The 17,474-nt window shown below is 72.5% G+C and carries 21 protein-coding genes and 1 riboswitch; of the genes, 2 read left to right on the top strand and 19 right to left on the bottom strand.

The genetic code is table 11. The annotated features are described in order from the left end of the window. Window positions 1-2 precede the first annotated feature (2 nt). The 3 genes from thiS to thiE all read right to left on the bottom strand — a co-directional run bounded on the left by thiS (window position 3) and on the right by thiE (window position 1,944). The gene (thiS, locus tag ABIH81_RS11890; protein WP_349880299.1) at window positions 3-203 is read right to left on the bottom strand and encodes a sulfur carrier protein ThiS; all 201 of its coding nucleotides are present in this window, start codon (window positions 201-203) and stop codon (window positions 3-5) included. Beyond that, a complete protein-coding gene (gene thiO, locus ABIH81_RS11885) occupies window positions 194-1,324 on the bottom strand; it encodes a glycine oxidase ThiO (RefSeq protein WP_349880298.1) in 1,131 nt (376 codons plus the stop codon). The genes thiS and thiO overlap by 10 nt, the downstream gene beginning before the upstream one ends. Next, on the bottom strand, window positions 1,318-1,944 hold the full coding sequence (thiE, locus tag ABIH81_RS11880) for a thiamine phosphate synthase (RefSeq protein WP_349880297.1): 627 nt from the start codon (window positions 1,942-1,944) through the stop codon (window positions 1,318-1,320). The genes thiO and thiE overlap by 7 nt, the downstream gene beginning before the upstream one ends. Then, window positions 1,939-2,050, bottom strand: a riboswitch (TPP riboswitch). (Overlaps the previous gene by 6 nt.) A 118-nt stretch (window positions 2,051-2,168) precedes the next feature. On the opposite strand from thiE, the gene ABIH81_RS11875 reads away from it, so the two are divergent. After that, a complete protein-coding gene (locus ABIH81_RS11875) occupies window positions 2,169-3,080 on the top strand; it encodes a DUF559 domain-containing protein (protein WP_349880296.1) in 912 nt (303 codons plus the stop codon). Between the two features lie 272 nt (window positions 3,081-3,352). Here ABIH81_RS11875 and ABIH81_RS11870 read toward each other — a convergent pair whose 3' ends face one another. From ABIH81_RS11870 to ABIH81_RS11855, 4 genes are read right to left on the bottom strand one after another with little or no spacing between them, the layout of a single operon-like run. Next, window positions 3,353-4,324 (bottom strand): aldo/keto reductase, encoded by a 972-nt coding sequence (locus ABIH81_RS11870; RefSeq protein WP_349880295.1) that lies wholly within the window; start codon window positions 4,322-4,324, stop codon window positions 3,353-3,355. A 38-nt stretch (window positions 4,325-4,362) separates the two neighbouring features. Next, a complete protein-coding gene (locus ABIH81_RS11865) occupies window positions 4,363-5,160 on the bottom strand; it encodes a nucleotidyltransferase domain-containing protein (RefSeq protein ID WP_349880294.1) in 798 nt (265 codons plus the stop codon). Beyond that, window positions 5,157-6,836 (bottom strand): ATP-binding cassette domain-containing protein, encoded by a 1,680-nt coding sequence (locus ABIH81_RS11860; RefSeq protein ID WP_349880293.1) that lies wholly within the window; start codon window positions 6,834-6,836, stop codon window positions 5,157-5,159. The genes ABIH81_RS11865 and ABIH81_RS11860 overlap by 4 nt, the downstream gene beginning before the upstream one ends. Window positions 6,837-6,877: 41 nt before the next feature. Then, on the bottom strand, window positions 6,878-7,483 hold the full coding sequence (locus tag ABIH81_RS11855) for a methyltransferase (protein WP_349880292.1): 606 nt from the start codon (window positions 7,481-7,483) through the stop codon (window positions 6,878-6,880). A 125-nt stretch (window positions 7,484-7,608) separates the two neighbouring features. Here ABIH81_RS11855 and ABIH81_RS11850 point away from each other — a divergent pair, with 125 nt between their 5' ends. Continuing rightward, on the top strand, window positions 7,609-8,832 hold the full coding sequence (locus ABIH81_RS11850) for a hypothetical protein (RefSeq protein WP_349880291.1): 1,224 nt from the start codon (window positions 7,609-7,611) through the stop codon (window positions 8,830-8,832). Window positions 8,833-8,839: 7 nt separating this feature from the next. On the opposite strand, the gene truA is transcribed toward ABIH81_RS11850, so the two are convergent. From truA to secY, 12 genes are all read right to left on the bottom strand, one after another. Further along, window positions 8,840-9,673: a tRNA pseudouridine(38-40) synthase TruA gene (truA, locus tag ABIH81_RS11845; protein ID WP_349880290.1), complete on the bottom strand. Its 834-nt coding sequence runs from the start codon at window positions 9,671-9,673 to the stop codon at window positions 8,840-8,842. A gap of 70 nt (window positions 9,674-9,743) precedes the next feature. Beyond that, window positions 9,744-10,304 carry a 50S ribosomal protein L17 gene (gene rplQ / locus ABIH81_RS11840; protein ID WP_349880289.1) on the bottom strand — a complete coding sequence of 187 codons (561 nt, stop codon included), beginning with the start codon at window positions 10,302-10,304 and terminating at the stop codon, window positions 9,744-9,746. A 34-nt stretch (window positions 10,305-10,338) separates the two neighbouring features. Next, on the bottom strand, window positions 10,339-11,361 hold the full coding sequence (locus ABIH81_RS11835) for a DNA-directed RNA polymerase subunit alpha (RefSeq protein WP_013735931.1): 1,023 nt from the start codon (window positions 11,359-11,361) through the stop codon (window positions 10,339-10,341). Window positions 11,362-11,453: 92 nt separating this feature from the next. After that, window positions 11,454-12,080, bottom strand: a complete 627-nt coding sequence (gene rpsD / locus ABIH81_RS11830; RefSeq protein ID WP_120573092.1) for a 30S ribosomal protein S4 — start codon at window positions 12,078-12,080, stop codon at window positions 11,454-11,456. A 14-nt stretch (window positions 12,081-12,094) separates the two neighbouring features. Further along, entirely contained in the window at window positions 12,095-12,502 is a 408-nt protein-coding gene (rpsK, locus tag ABIH81_RS11825) for a 30S ribosomal protein S11 (RefSeq protein WP_013288613.1), read from the bottom strand. 18 nt (window positions 12,503-12,520) lie between these two features. Further along, window positions 12,521-12,901: a 30S ribosomal protein S13 gene (rpsM, locus tag ABIH81_RS11820; RefSeq protein WP_013288614.1), complete on the bottom strand. Its 381-nt coding sequence runs from the start codon at window positions 12,899-12,901 to the stop codon at window positions 12,521-12,523. 211 nt (window positions 12,902-13,112) lie between these two features. After that, on the bottom strand, window positions 13,113-13,226 hold the full coding sequence (rpmJ, locus tag ABIH81_RS11815) for a 50S ribosomal protein L36 (protein ID WP_012184307.1): 114 nt from the start codon (window positions 13,224-13,226) through the stop codon (window positions 13,113-13,115). A 90-nt stretch (window positions 13,227-13,316) separates the two neighbouring features. Beyond that, window positions 13,317-13,538, bottom strand: coding sequence for a translation initiation factor IF-1 (gene infA / locus ABIH81_RS11810; RefSeq protein ID WP_007073013.1), 222 nt, complete (start codon window positions 13,536-13,538; stop codon window positions 13,317-13,319). A 231-nt stretch (window positions 13,539-13,769) separates the two neighbouring features. Next, complete coding sequence (locus ABIH81_RS11805) at window positions 13,770-14,294, bottom strand: DUF1707 domain-containing protein (RefSeq protein ID WP_349881072.1); 525 nt, start codon at window positions 14,292-14,294, stop codon at window positions 13,770-13,772. 92 nt (window positions 14,295-14,386) lie between these two features. After that, on the bottom strand, window positions 14,387-15,238 hold the full coding sequence (map, locus tag ABIH81_RS11800; RefSeq protein WP_349880288.1) for a type I methionyl aminopeptidase: 852 nt from the start codon (window positions 15,236-15,238) through the stop codon (window positions 14,387-14,389). 96 nt (window positions 15,239-15,334) lie between these two features. Next, window positions 15,335-15,988, bottom strand: a complete 654-nt coding sequence (locus ABIH81_RS11795; protein ID WP_128137052.1) for an adenylate kinase — start codon at window positions 15,986-15,988, stop codon at window positions 15,335-15,337. Beyond that, window positions 15,989-17,317 (bottom strand): preprotein translocase subunit SecY, encoded by a 1,329-nt coding sequence (secY, locus tag ABIH81_RS11790; RefSeq protein ID WP_349880287.1) that lies wholly within the window; start codon window positions 17,315-17,317, stop codon window positions 15,989-15,991. Window positions 17,318-17,474 lie beyond the last annotated feature (157 nt).

Raw genomic sequence — 17,474 nt, 5'->3', positions numbered from 1 at the left:
CCTCACCCGCCCTGCGTGGCGCTGAGCACCTCGACCCGGTCGCCGTCGCGCAGCACGCTCTCCGGCCAGCCGCCGCGCGGCACCACCTCGCCGTTCACCGCGACCGCGAGCCCGCGCTCCCGGTCGGTGACGGTGCGGATCACCTCGGCGACGGTGACGCCGTCGGGCAGCGTCCGGCCGGTGCCGTTGACGATCAGTTCCACGTGTGCTCCTTCCCGAAGCGGTCCGGGGTGAAGGGGGCGAGCGCGGGATCCGGCTCGCCGGTGACGATCAGCTCGGTGACCAGGTCCGCGGTGACCGGGGTGAGCACGATGCCGTGCCGGTGGTGCCCGGTCGCGGCGAGCACGCCCGGCTGCCCGGGCAGCGGCCCGATGATCGGCGCGTTGTCGGGCGTACCGGGGCGCAACCCGGCCACGGCCTCCACCAGCTCGTACTCGACGAGTTCCGGCACCAGCTCCGCGGCGGCGCGCAGCAGCGTCAGCACGCCACCGGCGGTGACCTCGGTGTCCGCGCGCTCCTCGACGGTCGCCCCGACCACGACCTCACCGCTGTCCCGGGGCACCAGGTAGACCGACTCGCTGTCCGCGTACCCCCGGATCACGTGCCGGAAGCCCGGCGGACCGCCACCGGGTGCGCGCAGCCGCAGCACCTGGCCCTTCACCGGGCGGACCGGCAGGCCGGTCAGCGCCGCCGCGCCGCATCCGGCCGCGACCACCGTCACGCGGGCGTCCACCTCGGACAGCGCGCCGACGCGGGCCGGGCGCAGCTCCACGCCGGCGCGCTCCGCGGCCGTGCGCAGCGCCGCGACCAGCCGCCGCGGGTCGACCTGGTGGTCGCCGGGTGCCACCGCGCCGCCGCGCACGCGCGGCGCCAGCGCCGGCTCGCGGTCGCGCAGCTCCGAGGGGCGCAGCGGCGTGATCGGCAGTCCCAGCCCCCGCTGGTACGACCACAGCCGCCCCGCCTCGGCCAGGTCGTCGGCGGTGAGCCCGACGACGAGCGTGCCCTCGGTACGGTGGCCGATGTCGGCGCCGCTCGCCCCGGCCAGCTCGGCGGCGAAACCGGGCCAGCGGGCGGCGGACTCGACGAGCAGCGCGGTCAGCTCGTGCTCACCGAAGTACGCCTCGGCGACCGGCGACAGCATCCCGGCGGCCACCGACGAGGCACCCGACCCAGGCCGGTCATCGTGCACCACCACGCGCAGTCCGCGTTGCGCGCACCGCCACGCGATCGCCCACCCGATCGGCCCGCCCCCCACCACCGCCACGTCGGTAAGGAAGGGCCCCCTCTTAACGCCTCCGGTAGAGGAAGGGCCCCCTTTTAACACGTCAGCGCCCGCAGCAGCTCGGCGGTGGCGTGCGCGGGATCGGCGGCCAGGCTGAGCGCGCCGACCACCGCCACCCCGTACGCCCCGGCGGCCCGCAGCGCCGGCACGCTCGCGGCGGTCACCCCGCCGATCGCGATCACCGGCACGCGCACCGCCTCGGCGACCGCGCGTACCCCGTCGGGGCCGATCGGTTCCGGCAGGCCGGACTTGGTGGTGGTGACGTGACACGGGCCCACGCCCAGGTAGGTCGCGCCCGCGTCCACCGCCGCGCGGGCGCCCACCGGCTCCCGTGCGGTCGCGCCGAGCACGGCCTCCGGGCCGAGCACCCGGCGCGCGGCGGCCACCGGCAGGTCGTCCGCGCCGACGTGGCCACCGGCGGCGTCCACCGCGAGCGCCACGTGCAGCCGGTCGTTGACCAGGCACCGCGCCCCGTACGGCCGGCACGCCTGGGTCACGCGGCACGCCAGCTCGTACGCCTCCCGGTCGGTGGCGTCGTCCTCCACACGCACCTGCACGACGAGTTCGGCGCCCGCCACGGGCAGGGCGGCACGCAGCACGGCTAACGGGTCACGCCCCGGCCGGGTGTCGGTGATGAGATGCAGTCGTCCCAGGGACAGCACGGCAACGCTCCTCCCTGCGCCGGCATTACCCGGATCAGGTTCGACGGTCGGGGGCTCCCAGCCCCCCTCTCAGCCCGGTCCACACCGGGCTCCCGTGGGTCACTTGCGGCCTACCGTACGACGCCTCCCGCCCGTACGGAAGCCCGGGTGAGGTTTTTCCCAGGAACCGTTCACCTGCCGTACCGGGGCGACGGGTGACCGTCTCGTCACGACACGCTGCCGGGATGCCCGTTCCCGCCCGTGTCCCGCGCCGCCTGGCGATCCTGCCGTTCCGGGGCGGCCGTGCCGTCTCCGGAGGGCTGCTCACCTGGACGATGCTGCGCGGGCCGACGTGGATCCGCCTGCTGCCGGACGTGTACGTGCACCGGGACGGATACCGCGCCGACGACCACCGGATGTGGTGCGAGGCGGTGGCGTTGCGCCTGCCGCCGGGTGCCGTGCTGGCGGGACGCAGCGCCGCCTGGTTGTCCGGCGCGGACGTGCTCACCCGCGACGCGCCGGTCACAGTGCTGCTGCCGACTGCCGCTCGACTGCGCCCGCACCCACGGTTGCGGGTGGTCCGGTCGCCGCTGCCGGAGCGGGACCGCACCCTCGTCGGCGGGCTGCCGGTCACCACCGGGCTGCGTACCGCGTTCGACCTGGGTCGGCAGGGCTCACTCGCCGAGGCGCTGGTCGCCGTCGACGCGCTGCTGCGTCGACGGGTCGTGCGGCTGCCCGTCCTGCGGGCCTACGCCGCCGACCGGCCGGGCTGGCCGGGCGCTCCGCTGTTGCGCGAGGTGCTGGCGATGGCCGAGCCGCAGAGCGAGTCCCCGATGGAGACGCGGCTGCGGCTGCTCCTCCTCGACGCCGGCCTCGGCCCGCTCACCGCCCAGCACGAGGTGCACGCCGGTGGGCGCTTCGTGGCCCGGGTGGACCTGGCCTGGCCGGCACTCCGCCTCGCGGTCGAGTACGACGGCGACCACCACCGCGAACGGGCGCACTTCCGGCGGGACGTGGCGCGCCTGAACGCGCTCCGCGCGGCCGGCTGGGTCGTGCTCCGGTTCACCGCCGACGACGTGCTACGCCGTCCGGACGCCACAGTCGCCCTGGTGCGCCAGGCCCTGGCAGAACGTCGCGCCGCCGCAGCAGACCACTGAACCGTGCCCGCCGCCCGCCGCCTGCCCGCCGCCCGCCGCCTGCCGGGCTGCCTGCCGCCTGCCGCGCTGCCCGAGCACCACGGGCGTCAGGCCCGCACGCAGACACCTATGGCGTTCCACTCGTCGTCAGAATCAGCCGCGAGTGGAACACCATGGGTGTCTCGAGGCCCTTTTGGCACCCATGGTGTTCCACTCGTCGTGAGCGCTGCCTCTGGGTGGAACGCCATGGGTGCCCGACGCGCGGGGCGGGCGCGTTGGTGCGGCAGGGGCTGTCAGAGGATGGCGTCCAGGGCGTCCAGGGCGTCCAGGTCCTCGTCGGTGGGCTGCCAGGTGCCGGCTTCGGCGTTGGCCCTCACCTGCTCGGGGGTCGTCGCGCCGGCGATCACCGACGTCACCGCGGGACGGGCCGCCAGGCCGCCGATCGCCACCTGGAGCATGCTGATCCCGCGCTCGGCCGCGTACGCCTCGATCGCCTCGATGACGTCCCAGCGCGCGGCGGCCAGCCGCTCGGCGTACCGGCCGCCACCGGCCAGGCGGCTGCCCGCCGGGGGCGCCTCGCCCCGCTTGTACTTGCCGGTGAGCAGCCCGTTGGCGAGCGGGAAGAACGGCAGCATGCCCAGGCCGAACCGCTCGCAGGCCGGGATCACCTCGTCCTCCACCGCACGCTCCAGCAGCGAGTAGTGGTTCTGCGCGGAGATGAACCGGGTACGCCCCTGCGACGACGCGGTCCAGTCGGCGTCGGCGATCTGCCACCCGGCGAAGTTGGAGTTGCCCAGGTAGCGCACCTTGCCGGCGGTCACCAGGTCGTCCAGCGCGGCGAGCGTCTCGTCGATCGGAGTGCCCGGGTCGGGCTCGTGCATCTGGTACAGGTCGATGTGGTCGGTGCCGAGCCGGCGCAGCGACGCCTCGACCGCGCGGGCGATGTAGCGGCGGGCGCCCCGAGCGCCGTGGTCCGGCCCGTTCGCGCCGTTCATGTCCATGCCGAACTTGGTGGCCACCACCACGTCGTCACGGCGGCCCTTGAGCGCCTGGCCGAGCAGTTCCTCGGAGGCGCCCTGCGGTTCACCGTAGATGTCGGCGGTGTCGAAGAAGTTGATCCCGGCGTCGAGCGCGGCGTCCACCACCGCCCGGGTGCCGTCGAGATCGAGTTTGCGGCCGAAGTTGTTGCAGCCGATACCGACCACTGACACCACGAGCCCGGAGTCGCCCAGCCGGCGATAGGTCATCTCACTCACGAGATCCACCCTATGCCCGCTCACCGGGCGCTCACCGGGCGAGCACCTCAGCAAAGCACCTCGGCGGCCAGCACCCGGGCGGCACCGATCGTCGCCGCCAGTTCCTCGGGGGTACGCCCCACCGCGCCGAGCAGGGCCTGCGCCCGCTCGGCGAAGCCCGGCGGCGCGCCCGGCAGGCGCCCGGCGGAGGCGATCATGCCCTTCTCGTTGACCAGCCACCGTCCGGCCCGGCCGTGCAGCGCGTGGACCAGCACCCCGACCACCCGGAACAGGCAGCCCGCCACGTAGCCGGCGTCGCCCCCGGCCGCACCCTTGGCCGCTCCGTCGAGGAGCAGCCCGGTCTCCCAGCCACCGGCCACCAGCGCGGCGCCGAGCGCGGGCGGGTAGCCAGCGGTCTCGGCGCGCAGCGCGGTCAGCTCGCCGGTCGGGTCGCCGAGCACCCGTGAGAGCGCCACCTCCCCGGCGTACGCGTGCGAGTAGAAGCCGAGCGGATGCCCGGCCTGCACCTCGACCGTGTAGCGGCCGGCCCGGCAGTCCGCCCAGACCCGGTGCACCCGGTCCAGGTCGCGGTAGATCCAGTCCACGGCCACCCCGCCGACCCGCAGCCAGCCGCCGCCGTCGACCCACGGTCCCCAGCCGCCCGGGGCGGTGAGGTCCACCGGCCCGTCGGCGATCGAGGCGGCCACCGCGCGCAGCCCGGCCAGGTCGGGCGTACCCCGGTAGTAGAGGCCCAGGTCCCAGTCGGAGTCGGGCCGGTGGTCGCCGCGGGCGCGGCTGCCGCCGAGCGCCACCGCGACCACGCCGTCCACCGCGCACAGCCGGTCGGCCAGGTCCTGGTCGATCACCCCACGTCCCAGACCGGCTCCGGCGTCTCCACCACGTCGCCGTCGCCGCGGAACAGCACGAACCGGTCGAAGGTACGGGTGAACCACCGGTCGTGTGTCACCGCGACCACCGTCCCCTCGAACGCGGTCAGCCCGGCCTCCAGCGCCTCGGCCGAGGCCAGGTCGAGGTTGTCGGTGGGCTCGTCGAGCAGCAGCAGCGTCGCCCCGGACAGCTCCAGCAGCAGCACCAGGAACCGGGCCTGCTGCCCGCCGGAGAGCGTGCCGAACCGCTGGTCGCCCTGACCGGCCAGCTCGTACCGGGACAGCGCCGCCATGGCCGCGTGCCGGTCCATGCCGGCCCGGTGGTCGTCGCCGCGCCACAGCACCTCGACGAGCGTCCTGCCCATCAGCTCCGGCCGGTCGTGGGTCTGCGAGAAGTGCCCGGGCCGGACCCGCGCGCCGAGCCGGACCACGCCGCCGTGCGCGACGGGCGCGAGCGCGGCGGCGCCGTCGACCGGGGTGTTGCCCGGCTCCGGGTCGGTGCCGCCCCGCGCCAGCAGGCGCAGGAAGTGCGACTTGCCGGTGCCGTTCGCGCCCAGCACCGCGACCCGGTCGCCGTACCAGAGTTCCAGGTCGAACGGGTACGTCAGGCCGTCCAGCTCCAACTGCTCGGCGATCACCGCGCGCTTGCCGGTCCGCCCGCCGGTCAGGCGCATCCGGATGTCCTGGTCCTTCGGGGGTACGGGCGGCGGCCCGGCCTCCTCGAACTTGCGCAACCGGGTCTGCGCGGCCTGGTAGCGGGAGGCCATCCCGTCGTTGTACGCGGCCTTCTGCTTGTACATCAGCATCAGCTCGCGCAGCTTCTGGTGCTCCTCGTCCCAGCGTTTGCGCAGCTCGTCCAGGCGGGCGTGCCGGGCCACCCGGGCGGAGTGCCAGCTCGCGAAGCCGCCCGGGTGCACCCAGGCGCTGCCGCCCTCCACCGCGACGACCCGGTCGGCGGTCTGCGCCAGCAGTTCCCGGTCGTGCGAGACGTAGAGCACCGACTTGCCCGACTCGCGCAGCCGCGACTCCAGCCAGCGTTTGCCGGGTACGTCGAGGAAGTTGTCCGGCTCGTCGAGCAGCAGCACCTCGTCCGGGCCGCGCAGCAGCAGCTCCAGCGCGAAGCGCTTCTGCTGGCCGCCGGACAGCGTGCGTACCGGGCGTTCCCGGGCGCTGTCCCAGGGCAGGTCCAGCACGATGGTGGCGACGGTGTCGAAGAGGACCTCGGCGTCGTACCCCCCGGTCTCGCCCCACGCGGCGAGCGCCTCGGCGTACGCGAGCTGGGTCTTGGCGGCGGCGGAGCTGTACTTGCCGCGGACCTCGGCCGCCCGCATGGCCGCCTCGGTCTCGGCGACCCGCCGCCCGGCGTCGCGCAACGCCGGCGGCGCCAGCGACAGGGCCAGGTCGGCGAGCGTGGACTCGTCTCCGATCATGCCGATGAACTGCCGCATCACGCCCAGCCCACCGGAGCGGGCGATCGCCCCGGTCTTCACCGGCAGGTCGCCGGCGACCATCCGCAGCAGCGTGGTCTTGCCGGCGCCGTTCGGACCGACCAGCGCCACCTTGGCACCCTCACCGACCCGGAACGACACGTCGCTGAACAGCTCACGCCCGTCCGGGAGGATGTGCCCGGCTCCTGCCACGTCCACGTATCCCACGCGGGCATCCTGCCCGAGCCGGGTGCGTGGACGACACCGGATTACCGGGTGACCCGCAGCACCCGGTAGCCCTTCTGGCTGGCGTGCCGCTCGACCGACCAGCCCTGCTCGACCAGCCAGCGGTGCAGCGAGTCGCCGCCGAGGTGCCGGGCGACGACCAGCCAGGCCACGCCGTCCGGAGCGAGGCGGGGCAGCCAGCGCAGCAGCAGGCCGTGCAGTTCCGCCTTGCCGATGTGGATCGGCGGGTTGGACCAGATCTGGGTGAAGGTGACGTCGTCCGGCAGCTCGTCCGGCGCGACGGCGCGCACCCGGTCGGCGGCGCCGACCCGGGCCGCGTTGGCGGTGGTGAGGGCGCGGGCGCGCTCGTTGACGTCCACCGCCCAGACCGTGGCCTTCGGCGCGACGGTGGCCAGGACGCAGGTGATCGGGCCGAAGCCGCAGCCGATGTCGAGCAGCGCGCCGGTGACGTCGGCGGCCGGCAGGTCGGCCTTGCGCAGCAGCACGGCGGTGCCCGGGTCGAGCCGGTCGGCGGAGAAGACGCCGCCGGCCGAGGCGAGCGTGTAGTCGCGCCCGGCGACTGTGAACTCGACCTCGCGCGGGCGGGCCGGGGCCGAGGGTTCAGCGGTGAAGTAGTGGTCGCCGGTCACGCCCGCATTCTCGCACCGGGCCGGAGCGGTTCCGGCGACGGTGTCACGGGTGGGGTCGGACGCCACTCCGCCAGAATTTCCCGATATTACCCCTGAAAGGGACAATCAGCCCTACTCTATGCCACATGGTGTATCGGTACGAGTCCGACGAGGACGCCTTCCTGGAGTACCCGACGCCCGGGTCGGCCCCGAACGGGCCCGCAGCCGCGACGCCCCCGCCCGCGGGTCCGTCACGCTCCCGCTTCCCCACGCCGTCGCTGCCCCGGCCGCCCCGGCCCACCGCGCAACCGGCGCTGCCGCCGCCCGGTGCGGCCGAGCACCAGGCGTTGCCACCGACCGGACCCGGCGAGCAGGCGGCGGCCGACGACGCCCGCGCCCCGGCTCCGGCGCCCCCGGCACCGACACCGGGACGTCCCGCGCCACCCCGGGAGCCCTCCCCCGTGCCGCAGCCCGCGCCGCCCATGCCGGCACCGGTACCGGCGGCGGCGAACCGGCCGACAGTGCCCATCCCGGCCAGTTCGACCGCCCGCGCCGCCGACGTCTCCGAGCTGCCCCGGACCCGGCGCGCCGAGCGCCGCGGCGGCGGCCGGTTCTGGCAGACGCTCGTCGGCGGCGCCGCCGTACTGCTCCTGCTCTCGCTCACCGGGCTCGCCGTCGCGGCCCTGCTCGACGAACGCACCACCACACCGCCGGCCGGCCAGCCGACCCCGCAGCCGACCGAGTCGAGCACCCCGTCCGGCGGCACCGACCTGGACTCCCGGGACACCGACCAGGCGGCGCTCACCGCCAAGGAGGTCTTCCCGGCCAAGGATCTCGTGGTCACCGACGGGACGCCGGCCTACCGGGTGCTCAAGACCCAGGCCAGCACGAAGTGCGAGGTCGCGGCCACCGGCGAGATCGCCGACCTGCTGGTCCGGCTCGGCTGCAACCAGGTCGTGCGGGGCACGCTGCGCTCCCCCGACGGCGACCACCTGATCACCGCCGGTCTGTTCAACCTCACCGACGTGGCCACCGCCCAGCGGGTACGCGACCGCATCCGGCCGCTGCTCGACGCGCGCCAGGGACGGTTCCCGGGCATGGCGGCGGGCGACGGCACCGAGTCGGTGGAGAAGGCCGCGGCGCGGGTCGCCTGGCAGGTACGCGGACACTACGTCGCCTTCTGCCTGGTGACCCGCGCCGACGGGGAACGCATCGGGAGCGACGACGCGACCGTCCGCGAGATCATGTACGACCTGGTCGAGCTGCACCTCAACCGGGGTGTGCTGGACCGTCGTGCGGCCGCCGGCACGGCCGGGCAGCCCGACGCGGACTCGGCCGAGGACAGCGCCGGCCAGCGGGGCACGGACTGAGCCGGGCTCAGCCCTCGGCCACCGGCACCCGCAACCGGCGGGTCAGGTCGGCACGGCGGGCGTACTCGGCCGGGTCCGCCGGGTAGCCCACCTCGACCAGGGCGAGGCCGTGCGCGGGCGCCACAGTCACCTCGCTGGAGCGCTCACGCCGGGTCAGCAGGCCGGCCGGCCACTGGACCGGCCGCCGCCCGTCGCCCGCGACCAGCATCGCCCCGACCAGGCTGCGCACCATGTTCTGGCAGAACGCGTCGGCCTGCACGGTGGCGACCAGGATCCCGTCCGGGTCGCGCCGCCAGTCCAGCCGGGTCACCTCGCGCAGCGTGGTCGCGTTCTCCTTGCGCCGGCAGTACGCGGCGAAGTCGTGCTCGCCCACCAGCCCGGCGGCGGCGGCGTTGAGCGCCGCCAGGTCCAGCGGCTTCGGCCAGGCCAGGGTGTCCCGGCGGCGCAGCGGCTCGGCGCCCCACGGGGCGTCGGTGACCCGGTACTCGTAACGCCGGAACGTGGCCGAGAACCGGGCGTCGAAGTCGGCGGGCACCTCGGTCATCGCGCGCACCCGCACATCAGGCGGCAGGAGCCGGGCCAGCCGGCGCAGCAACCGCCCCTCGTGCTCCCGCCACACCGCGGCCGGCAGGTCGAGGTGGCAGACCTGCCCGGTGGCGTGCACCCCGGCGTCGGTACGCCCGGCGACTGTCAGGCCGGTCGCCGTGCCGGCGCCGAGCACCAGGTCCAGCGTCTGCACGAGCACGCCCGCCACGGTGCGCCGGGTCGGCTGGGGCGCCCAGCCGGAGAAGTCGGTGCCGTCGTACGAGACGTCCAGCCGCAGCCGGGTCCGCTCGTCCACCTCGTACCTCCTGTCGACGGCGACGGGCCCGGCACCCCCGAGGGGATGCCGGGCCCGGTCGAGCCTGATCTCAGGCCTTGTCGTTCTCGGTGACCTCGTCGCTGTCCTCACGGGCGGCGGCGGTGTCACCCGACGCGGAGACCGGCGCCTCGGCGTCCTGGTCACCGGCGCTGGAGCGCGGGGTCTCCTCGGCCGGGGCCAGGGCCTCGACCTTGTCCTGCTGGGCGGCCTTGCGGGCGGCGGTCTTCTTGTTCGCCTTCGGCTCGGCGACCTGAAGCTCCTCCACCAGCTCGATGATCGCCATCGGAGCGGCGTCACCCTTGCGCGGACCGGTCTTCACGATCCGGGTGTAGCCACCGTTGCGGTTGGCGTACCGGGGCGCGATCTGGTCGAACAGGGCGTAGACCACGTCCTTGTCCTTGACGACGCCCAGCACCCGGCGGCGCGAGGCGAGGTCGCCGCGCTTGGCCTTGGTGATGAGCTGCTCGGCCAGCGGACGCAGCCGCCGGGCCTTCGTCTCGGTGGTCTGGATCTTGCCGTGCTGGAACAGCGCGGTGGCCAGGTTGGCCAGCATCAGCCGCTCGTGCGCGGGGCTGCCGCCGAGGCGGGGGCCCTTGGTGGGCGTGGGCATGCTTGGTGCTCCTCAGGTGTGGCGGCAGCGCGGACTAGAGCTGCTCGGTCTCGCGGTAGTCGTCGGTGTCGTAGTCCGCCTCGCCGAAGGCGTCCACGACGTGCGCCGGGTCGAAGTTCGGAGCCGAGTCCTTCAGCCCCAGGCCCATCCCGGCGAGCTTCATCTTGACCTCGTCGATCGACTTCTGACCGAAGTTGCGGATGTCGAGGAGGTCGGCCTCGGTACGCCCGATGAGCTCACCAACGGAGTTGATGCCCTCGCGCTTGAGGCAGTTGTAGGAGCGGACGGTGAGGTCCAGCTCCTCGATCGGCAGGGCGAGGTCCGCCGCCAGCTGGGCGTCCTGCGGGGACGGCCCGATGTCGATACCCTCGGCGGTCTCGTCCAGCTCCCGGGCCAGCCCGAACAGCTCCACCAGCGTCGAGCCGGCCGAGGCCAGCGCGGTACGCGGGCCCATCGACGGCTTGGTCTCGACGTCGATGATCAGCCGGTCGAAGTCGGTCCGCTGCTCGACACGGGTCGCCTCGACCCGGTACGTCACCTTGAGCACCGGCGAGTAGATCGAGTCGACCGGGATCCGGCCGATCTCGGCGCCGGCCTGCTTGTTCTGCGCCGCCGTGACGTAGCCGCGACCCCGCTCGACGGTCAGCTCCATGTCGAGCCGGCCCTTGCCGTTGAGGGTGGCGAGCTTCAGGTCCGGGTTGTGCACCGAGACACCGGCCGGGGGCTGGATGTCACCGGCGGTCACGTCGCCCGGGCCCTGCTTGCGCAGGTACATGCTGACCGGCTCGTCGTGCTCGGAGCTGACGCACAGCTCCTTGATGTTCATGACGAGCTCGACCACGTCCTCCTTGACACCGGGGATCGTGGTGAACTCGTGCAGCACACCGTCGATCTTGATCGAGGTGACCGCCGCACCCGGGATCGACGACAGCAGCGTACGCCGCAGCGAGTTGCCCAGGGTGTAGCCGAAGCCGGGCTCCAGCGGCTCGATGGTGAACCGGGAGCGGGTCTCGTTGATCGACTCCTCGGAGAGGGTCGGTCGCTGGCTGATGAGCATGGTGTCTCTTCTCTTCCGGGGCGCCCGCCATATGACGCCCGCCAAACTGTTCCGGTGGCCCGCCCGGACGGACGGGCCACCGCAACGAGCCCTTACTTGGAGTAGAGCTCGACGATCAGCTGCTCCTGGACCTGGGTGTCGATCACCTGGCGGGCCGGGAGCGAGTGCACGAGGATCTTCATCTGGCTCGGGATGGCCTCCAGCCACGCCGGAACCGACCGCGAACCGGCCTGAGCCTGCGCCACCAGGAACGGGGTGAGCTCCTTGCTCTTGCCCCGGACCTCGATGATGTCGTGCTCCTTGACGCGGTACGACGGGATGTCGACCTTCTTGCCGTTCACCGTGAAGTGGCCGTGCTTGACCAGCTGACGGGCCATGTCCCGGGAGCTGGCGTAGCCGGCCCGGTAGACCACGTTGTCCAGCCGCGACTCGAGGATCTGCAGCAGGACCTCGCCGGTCTTGGCCTCCTTGCTCACGGCCTCTTCGTAGTAGCCGCGGAACTGCTTCTCCAGCACGCCGTAGACACGACGGGCCTTCTGCTTCTCACGGAGCTGGAGCAGGTACTCCGTCTCCTTCGTGCGGCCGCGGCCGTGCTGCCCGGGCGGGAACGGCCGGGACTCGAACGGGCACTTCGGACCATCGCACTTGCTGCCCTTGAGGAACAGCTTCATCTTCTCCCGCCGGCAACGGCGGCAGTCAGCACCGGTGTAACGAGCCATCTCTCTCTAACCTCTCAGACCCGGCGACGCTTCGGCGGACGGCACCCGTTGTGCGGCTGCGGGGTGACGTCGGAGATCTGCCCGACCTCGAGGCCCACGGCCTGCAGCGAACGGATGGCGGTCTCCCGGCCGGAGCCGGGGCCCTTGACGAACACGTCGACCTTGCGCATGCCGTGCTCCATCGCGCGACGCGCGGCGGCCTCGGCGGCGAGCTGCGCGGCGAACGGAGTCGACTTGCGGGAGCCCTTGAATCCGACCTGGCCGGAGGAGGCCCAGGAGATGACCGCACCGGTCGGGTCCGTGATGGACACGATGGTGTTGTTGAAGGTGCTCTTGATGTGCGCCTGCCCGTGGGCGACGTTCTTGCGTTCCTTGCGCCGGACCTTCTTGACGGCGGCTCCGGCACGAGCCTTCGGTGGCATAAGTCTGTGCGCTCCTAGTTACTTCTTGCCGGGCTTCTTCTTGCCGGCCACGGTCCGCTTCGGGCCCTTCCGGGTCCGCGCGTTGGTCTTGGTGCGCTGGCCACGCACGGGCAGACCGCGACGGTGCCGGATACCGGCGTAGCAGCCGATCTCGACCTTGCGGCGGATGTCAGCGGCGACCTCGCGGCGCAGGTCGCCTTCAACCTTGTAGTTGCCCTCGATGTGGTTCCGGAGCTCGACGAGCTCCTCGTCCGTGAGGTCCCGAACGCGCTTGTCCGGCGAGATGCCGGTCGCGGCGAGCGTCTCCAGGGCGCGGGTACGACCGACCCCGAAGATGTAGGTGAGCGCGATCTCCATCCGCTTCTCGCGGGGGAGATCCACGCCGACTAGACGTGCCATGTGCGGGCGTACTCCTCGTGATGTTGTGGCGGAGGTGTGGACCCGTCCCACCCCGCTACCGGCCGTCCCTGTCCTTCCGGCGTCAAGAACGCCGGCGACCGGGATCGGTCGCTGCCCAAGCGGGCCCCGGCCTCCGACCGGGGGTCAACCACGAGGGGGTACGCGCTGCGCACCCGACCGCGGCTGGGACGAGCTGGTGATGTGTGGGGCGTCAGCCCTGGCGCTGCTTGTGGCGCGGGTCGGTGCAGATGACCATGACCCGGCCGTGCCGGCGGATCACCCGGCACTTGTTGCAGATCCTCTTGACGCTCGGCTTGACCTTCACGGTTGCCTTACTTCCCATCTGGCCCGGAGCCGCGGCGGTGCGCGATCCGGACGTCGAAGACGGACACGGGTCTCCCGGCCGCCGTCAGGCTTACTTGTAGCGGTAGACGATGCGCCCGCGGGTCAGGTCGTACGGCGAGAGTTCGACGACGACCCGGTCCTCCGGCAGGATGCGGATGTAGTGCTGCCGCATCTTGCCGCTGATGTGAGCGAGCACCTTGTGGCCGTTCGCGAGCTCCACCCGGAACATGGCGTTCGGCAGGGGCTCGATGACCCGACCCTCGATCTCGATGGCTCCGTCTTTTTTCGGCATGTCCTCCGCTGTCCTGACGTCGGTTACTCCGGACGGCCCACAACGTCTTACACGGGCGAACTGACCAAGATCAGAAACCCGCGCCAGCCGCGGCTCCGACTCCCACCGAAGCGCTGGGTGGGCATGGCGGAGTGGACGCTGTGCGCCGATCAGAAAGTGTACGCCGACCCGCACGTGCTCGCCAAACCGACCGGCGTGACAGTCACCCGGACGGCTCGGATATGACGCAGGTCACGTCTCCGGCAGCTCCCGCTTCGCCCGCCGGCGGGCCTCCCGCTCGACCTGCTTGCGCCGCCGGCGCTCGGCGTCCTTCTCCGGCGCCCCGTGGGCCAGCCCCTGGATCGTCTGGTAGAGCACCACGGCGCCCCACGGGCCGAGCACCCAGATCGGCCAGTAGTCGTCGAACTCGATCTCACCCTCGCCGAGCTGGGAGACGAACCAGACCGCGGTGAGGATCAGGGCCACCTTCAGCCAGGGCCCCCAGACCCCCAGCAGCCAGGCGTTGCGCGCGCTCACCGCCGCCGGGCCCGGGTCGGCCACCCCGCTCCTCCCGGTCGCGCGCGGAGCCGGCAGGGAGTTCTCCGCCGGTCGGGGGCCGGGCAGGTCGGTCAGCAGCTCGTCCAGCTCGCCGTAGGTCTTCGACCCGTACGCCCGGCGCAGCCGGTCGTCGTACTCGTGCAGGTCGAGCCGGCCCTCGTTCAACGCCGCCCGGAGTCGCTCGGCGGTGGCCTCCCGGTCCGCGTCGGCCGCCCGCATGCGGTTGCGCTCCTCCATGGGAGCAAGCATGTCACCCGATCGCCAGCGCGGCACGGCGTGCGCCGGTCATCCGGCGCGGCCGGGGCCCTCGATCAGGCCGGGGAGTCGACAGACGTCTGCCGCGCGGTCACCAGGTCGCCCAGGCGGGCCCGTCCGCCGTCCTCGGCGGTCAGCACCCACACGCCGTCGTCCAGCAGCGCCATCGAGTGCTCGACGTGCACCGCCATCGACCCGTCCCGGGTCACCACGGTCCAGCCGTCGGCCAGCTCGACGGTACGCGGCGAGCCCATCGTGATCATCGGCTCGATCGCGAGCGCCAGGCCCGGCACCAGGCGCGGCCCCTTGCCCGGACGCCCGTGGTTGAGCACGTGCGGGTCCTGGTGCATCTCGGTGCCGATGCCGTGGCCGCCGTAGCCGTCGACGATGCCGTACCGGCCGCCCCGGCGGACCGCGTTCTCGACCGCGTGGGAGATGTCGGTGAGCCGGCCCTTGCCGGAGGCCGCCCCGCGCGCGGCGGCGGCGATCCCGGCCCACATGGCGTCCTCGGCCACCGCCGTCATCCTCAGCAGGGCCGGGTCGACCTCGCCGACCGGCACCGTGACCGCCGCGTCGCCGTGCCAGCCGTCCAGCACCGCGCCGCAGTCGATCGAGATCAGGTCACCCTCGCGCAGCACCTGAGCGGGCGACGGGATGGCGTGCACCACCTGCTGGTTGACCGAGGAGCAGATCGACGCCGGGAAGCCGTGGTAGCCCTTGAACGACGGCACGGCGCCGGCCTCGCGGATGGTCGACTCGGCGATCACGTCCAGGTCGGCCGTCGACACGCCCGGCGCCACCGCCTCCCGCATCCGGCGCAGGGCGCGGGCGACGACCAGACCGGCGGCCCGCATCAGCTCGATCTGCTCGGGGGTCTTCAGCTGGATGTCCAGCTGGGGACGGCGCATGGTGGTGGTTACCTTTCGTCGCGCGTACGCGGAGCAGCGGGGCACGTCGCGCGTACCCCGCTGTTCGCACTCTATCCGCCGGGCGGCGGTGGGACCTCAGCCGCCGTACGAGCGCAGCGCGTCGATGGCGCGGACGGTGACGTCCTCCACCGGGCCGGTCGCGTCGATGCCCACCAGCTTGCCCTGGGCGCCGTAGTAGTCCACGAGCGGCGCGGTCTTCTCGGCGTACTCCCGCAGCCGGGCGGCGATGGTCTCCGGCTTGTCGTCGTCACGCTGGAACAGCTCGGCGCCGCAGCGGTCGCAGACGCCCTCCCGGCTCGGCGCGTCGAACTCGACGTGCCAGATCTTGCCGCAGCCCCGGCAGGTGCGCCGGCCGGACAGCCGCCGGATCACCTCGTCGTCGTCGACGACCAGTTCCAGCACCAGGTCCAGCGCGGTGCCGAGGTCGGCGAGGAGCTTGTCCAGCGCGGCGGCCTGCGGCGTGGTCCGCGGGAAGCCGTCGAGCAGGAAGCCCTCGCTCGCGTCCGGCTCGGCGAGCCGGTCCCGCACCATGTTGATGGTGACCTCGTCCGGGACCAGCTTACCGGCGTCCATGTACCGCTTGGCCTCGACGCCCAGCGGCGTGCCCTGGGAGACGTTCGCCCGGAAGATGTCACCGGTCGAGATCTTCGGCACCGAGAGGTGCGCGGCGACGAACTCCGCCTGTGTGCCCTTGCCCGCGCCCGGCGGGCCAACCAGAACGAGTCGCATCTACCGCAGGAACCCTTCGTAGTTCCGCTGCATGAGTTGGCTCTCGATCTGCTTCACGGTCTCCAGACCGACGCCGACCATGATGAGCACAGCGGTGCCGCCGAACGGAAAGTTCTGGAACTGCTGGTTGTCGAGCCAGATGAAGAAGAAGTTCGGCAGGATCGCGACGACGCCCAGGTAGAGCGCGCCCGGCAGGGTGATCCGGCTGAGGATGAAGTCGAGGTACTCGGCGGTCGGCTTGCCGGGGCGGATGCCCGGCACGAAGCCGCCGTACTTCTTCATGTTGTCCGCGACCTCGGTCGGGTTGAACGTGATCGACACGTAGAAGTACGTGAAGAAGATGATCAGCAGGAAGTAGATCGCGATGTGCTCCGGCGCGCTCGCCTTCACGATGTGGTTCTGGATCCACGCCTGGACCTTGCCCGGGTCGTTCTGATCGAAGAACTGGAGCGCGAGCTGCGGCAGGTAGAGCAGCGACGAGGCGAAGATGACCGGGATGACACCCGCCTGGTTCACCTTCAGCGGGATGTAGGTCGACGTGCCGCCGTACATCCGCCGGCCGATCATGCGCTTGGCGTACTGCACCGGGATGCGGCGCTGCGCCTGCTCGATGAACGTGACCGCGGTGATGACCACCAGCACCAGGGCGATGACGAGGAGGAACATCCCCCAGCCCTTGGTGGTCTTGATCTTCCAGCCCTCGCTGGGGAGCCGGGCCGCGATCGAGGTGAAGATCAGCACGGACATGCCGTTGCCGACGCCCCGGTCGGTGATCAGCTCACCGAGCCACATCACCACGCCGGTGCCGGCGGTCATGGTCATGACCAGGATGGTCAGGGTCAGCCAGTTCGGGATGCCGGTGCCCTCGGGCACGATCGGGAACTGGTCGCACTGGTTGTTGAACAGCTGGCCGGACCGGGCCAGCGCCACGAACGCCGAGGCCTGGAGGACGCCCAGGCCCAGCGTCAGGTAGCGGGTGTACTGCGTGATCTTGGCCTGCCCGGCCTGGCCCTCCTTGCGGAGCTGCTCCAGGCGCGGGATCACCACCGTCAGCAGCTGGAGGATGATCGACGCGGTGATGTAGGGCATGATGCCCAGCGCGAAGACCGAGAGCTGGAGCAGCGCGCCACCGGAGAAGAGATCCAGCAGGTTGAGCACACCCGTGCTGCCACCCTGGATCGTGTCGAGGCACTTCTGCACGTTGCCGTACGAGACGCCCGGGCTGGGCAGCGTGGCGCCCAGCCGGTAGACCGCGATGATGCCTACTGTGAACAGCAGCTTCTTGCGCAGGTCAGGCGTACGGAACGCACTGAGAAAGGCGGACAGCAACTTCTTCCTCCTGCGCGACGCGGGCCGCCGGTGACGAGTCCCTGGCGGGGCGGGGTGGTGCCGGGCGGCATGCCCGGTATCCATGGCTGGGAACGGACTCTAACAGTCCGATCCCGGTCCGGGCAGATGTGCCCGGCTACATAAAACGAATCCGATG

This window comes from Micromonospora sp. HUAS YX12 (assembly GCF_040215685.1).
In the GTDB taxonomy this organism is placed as follows: domain Bacteria; phylum Actinomycetota; class Actinomycetes; order Mycobacteriales; family Micromonosporaceae; genus Micromonospora; species Micromonospora tulbaghiae.
Note: the sequence above shows the minus strand (reverse complement) of the source record. Positions and strands in the feature narration are given on the sequence as shown.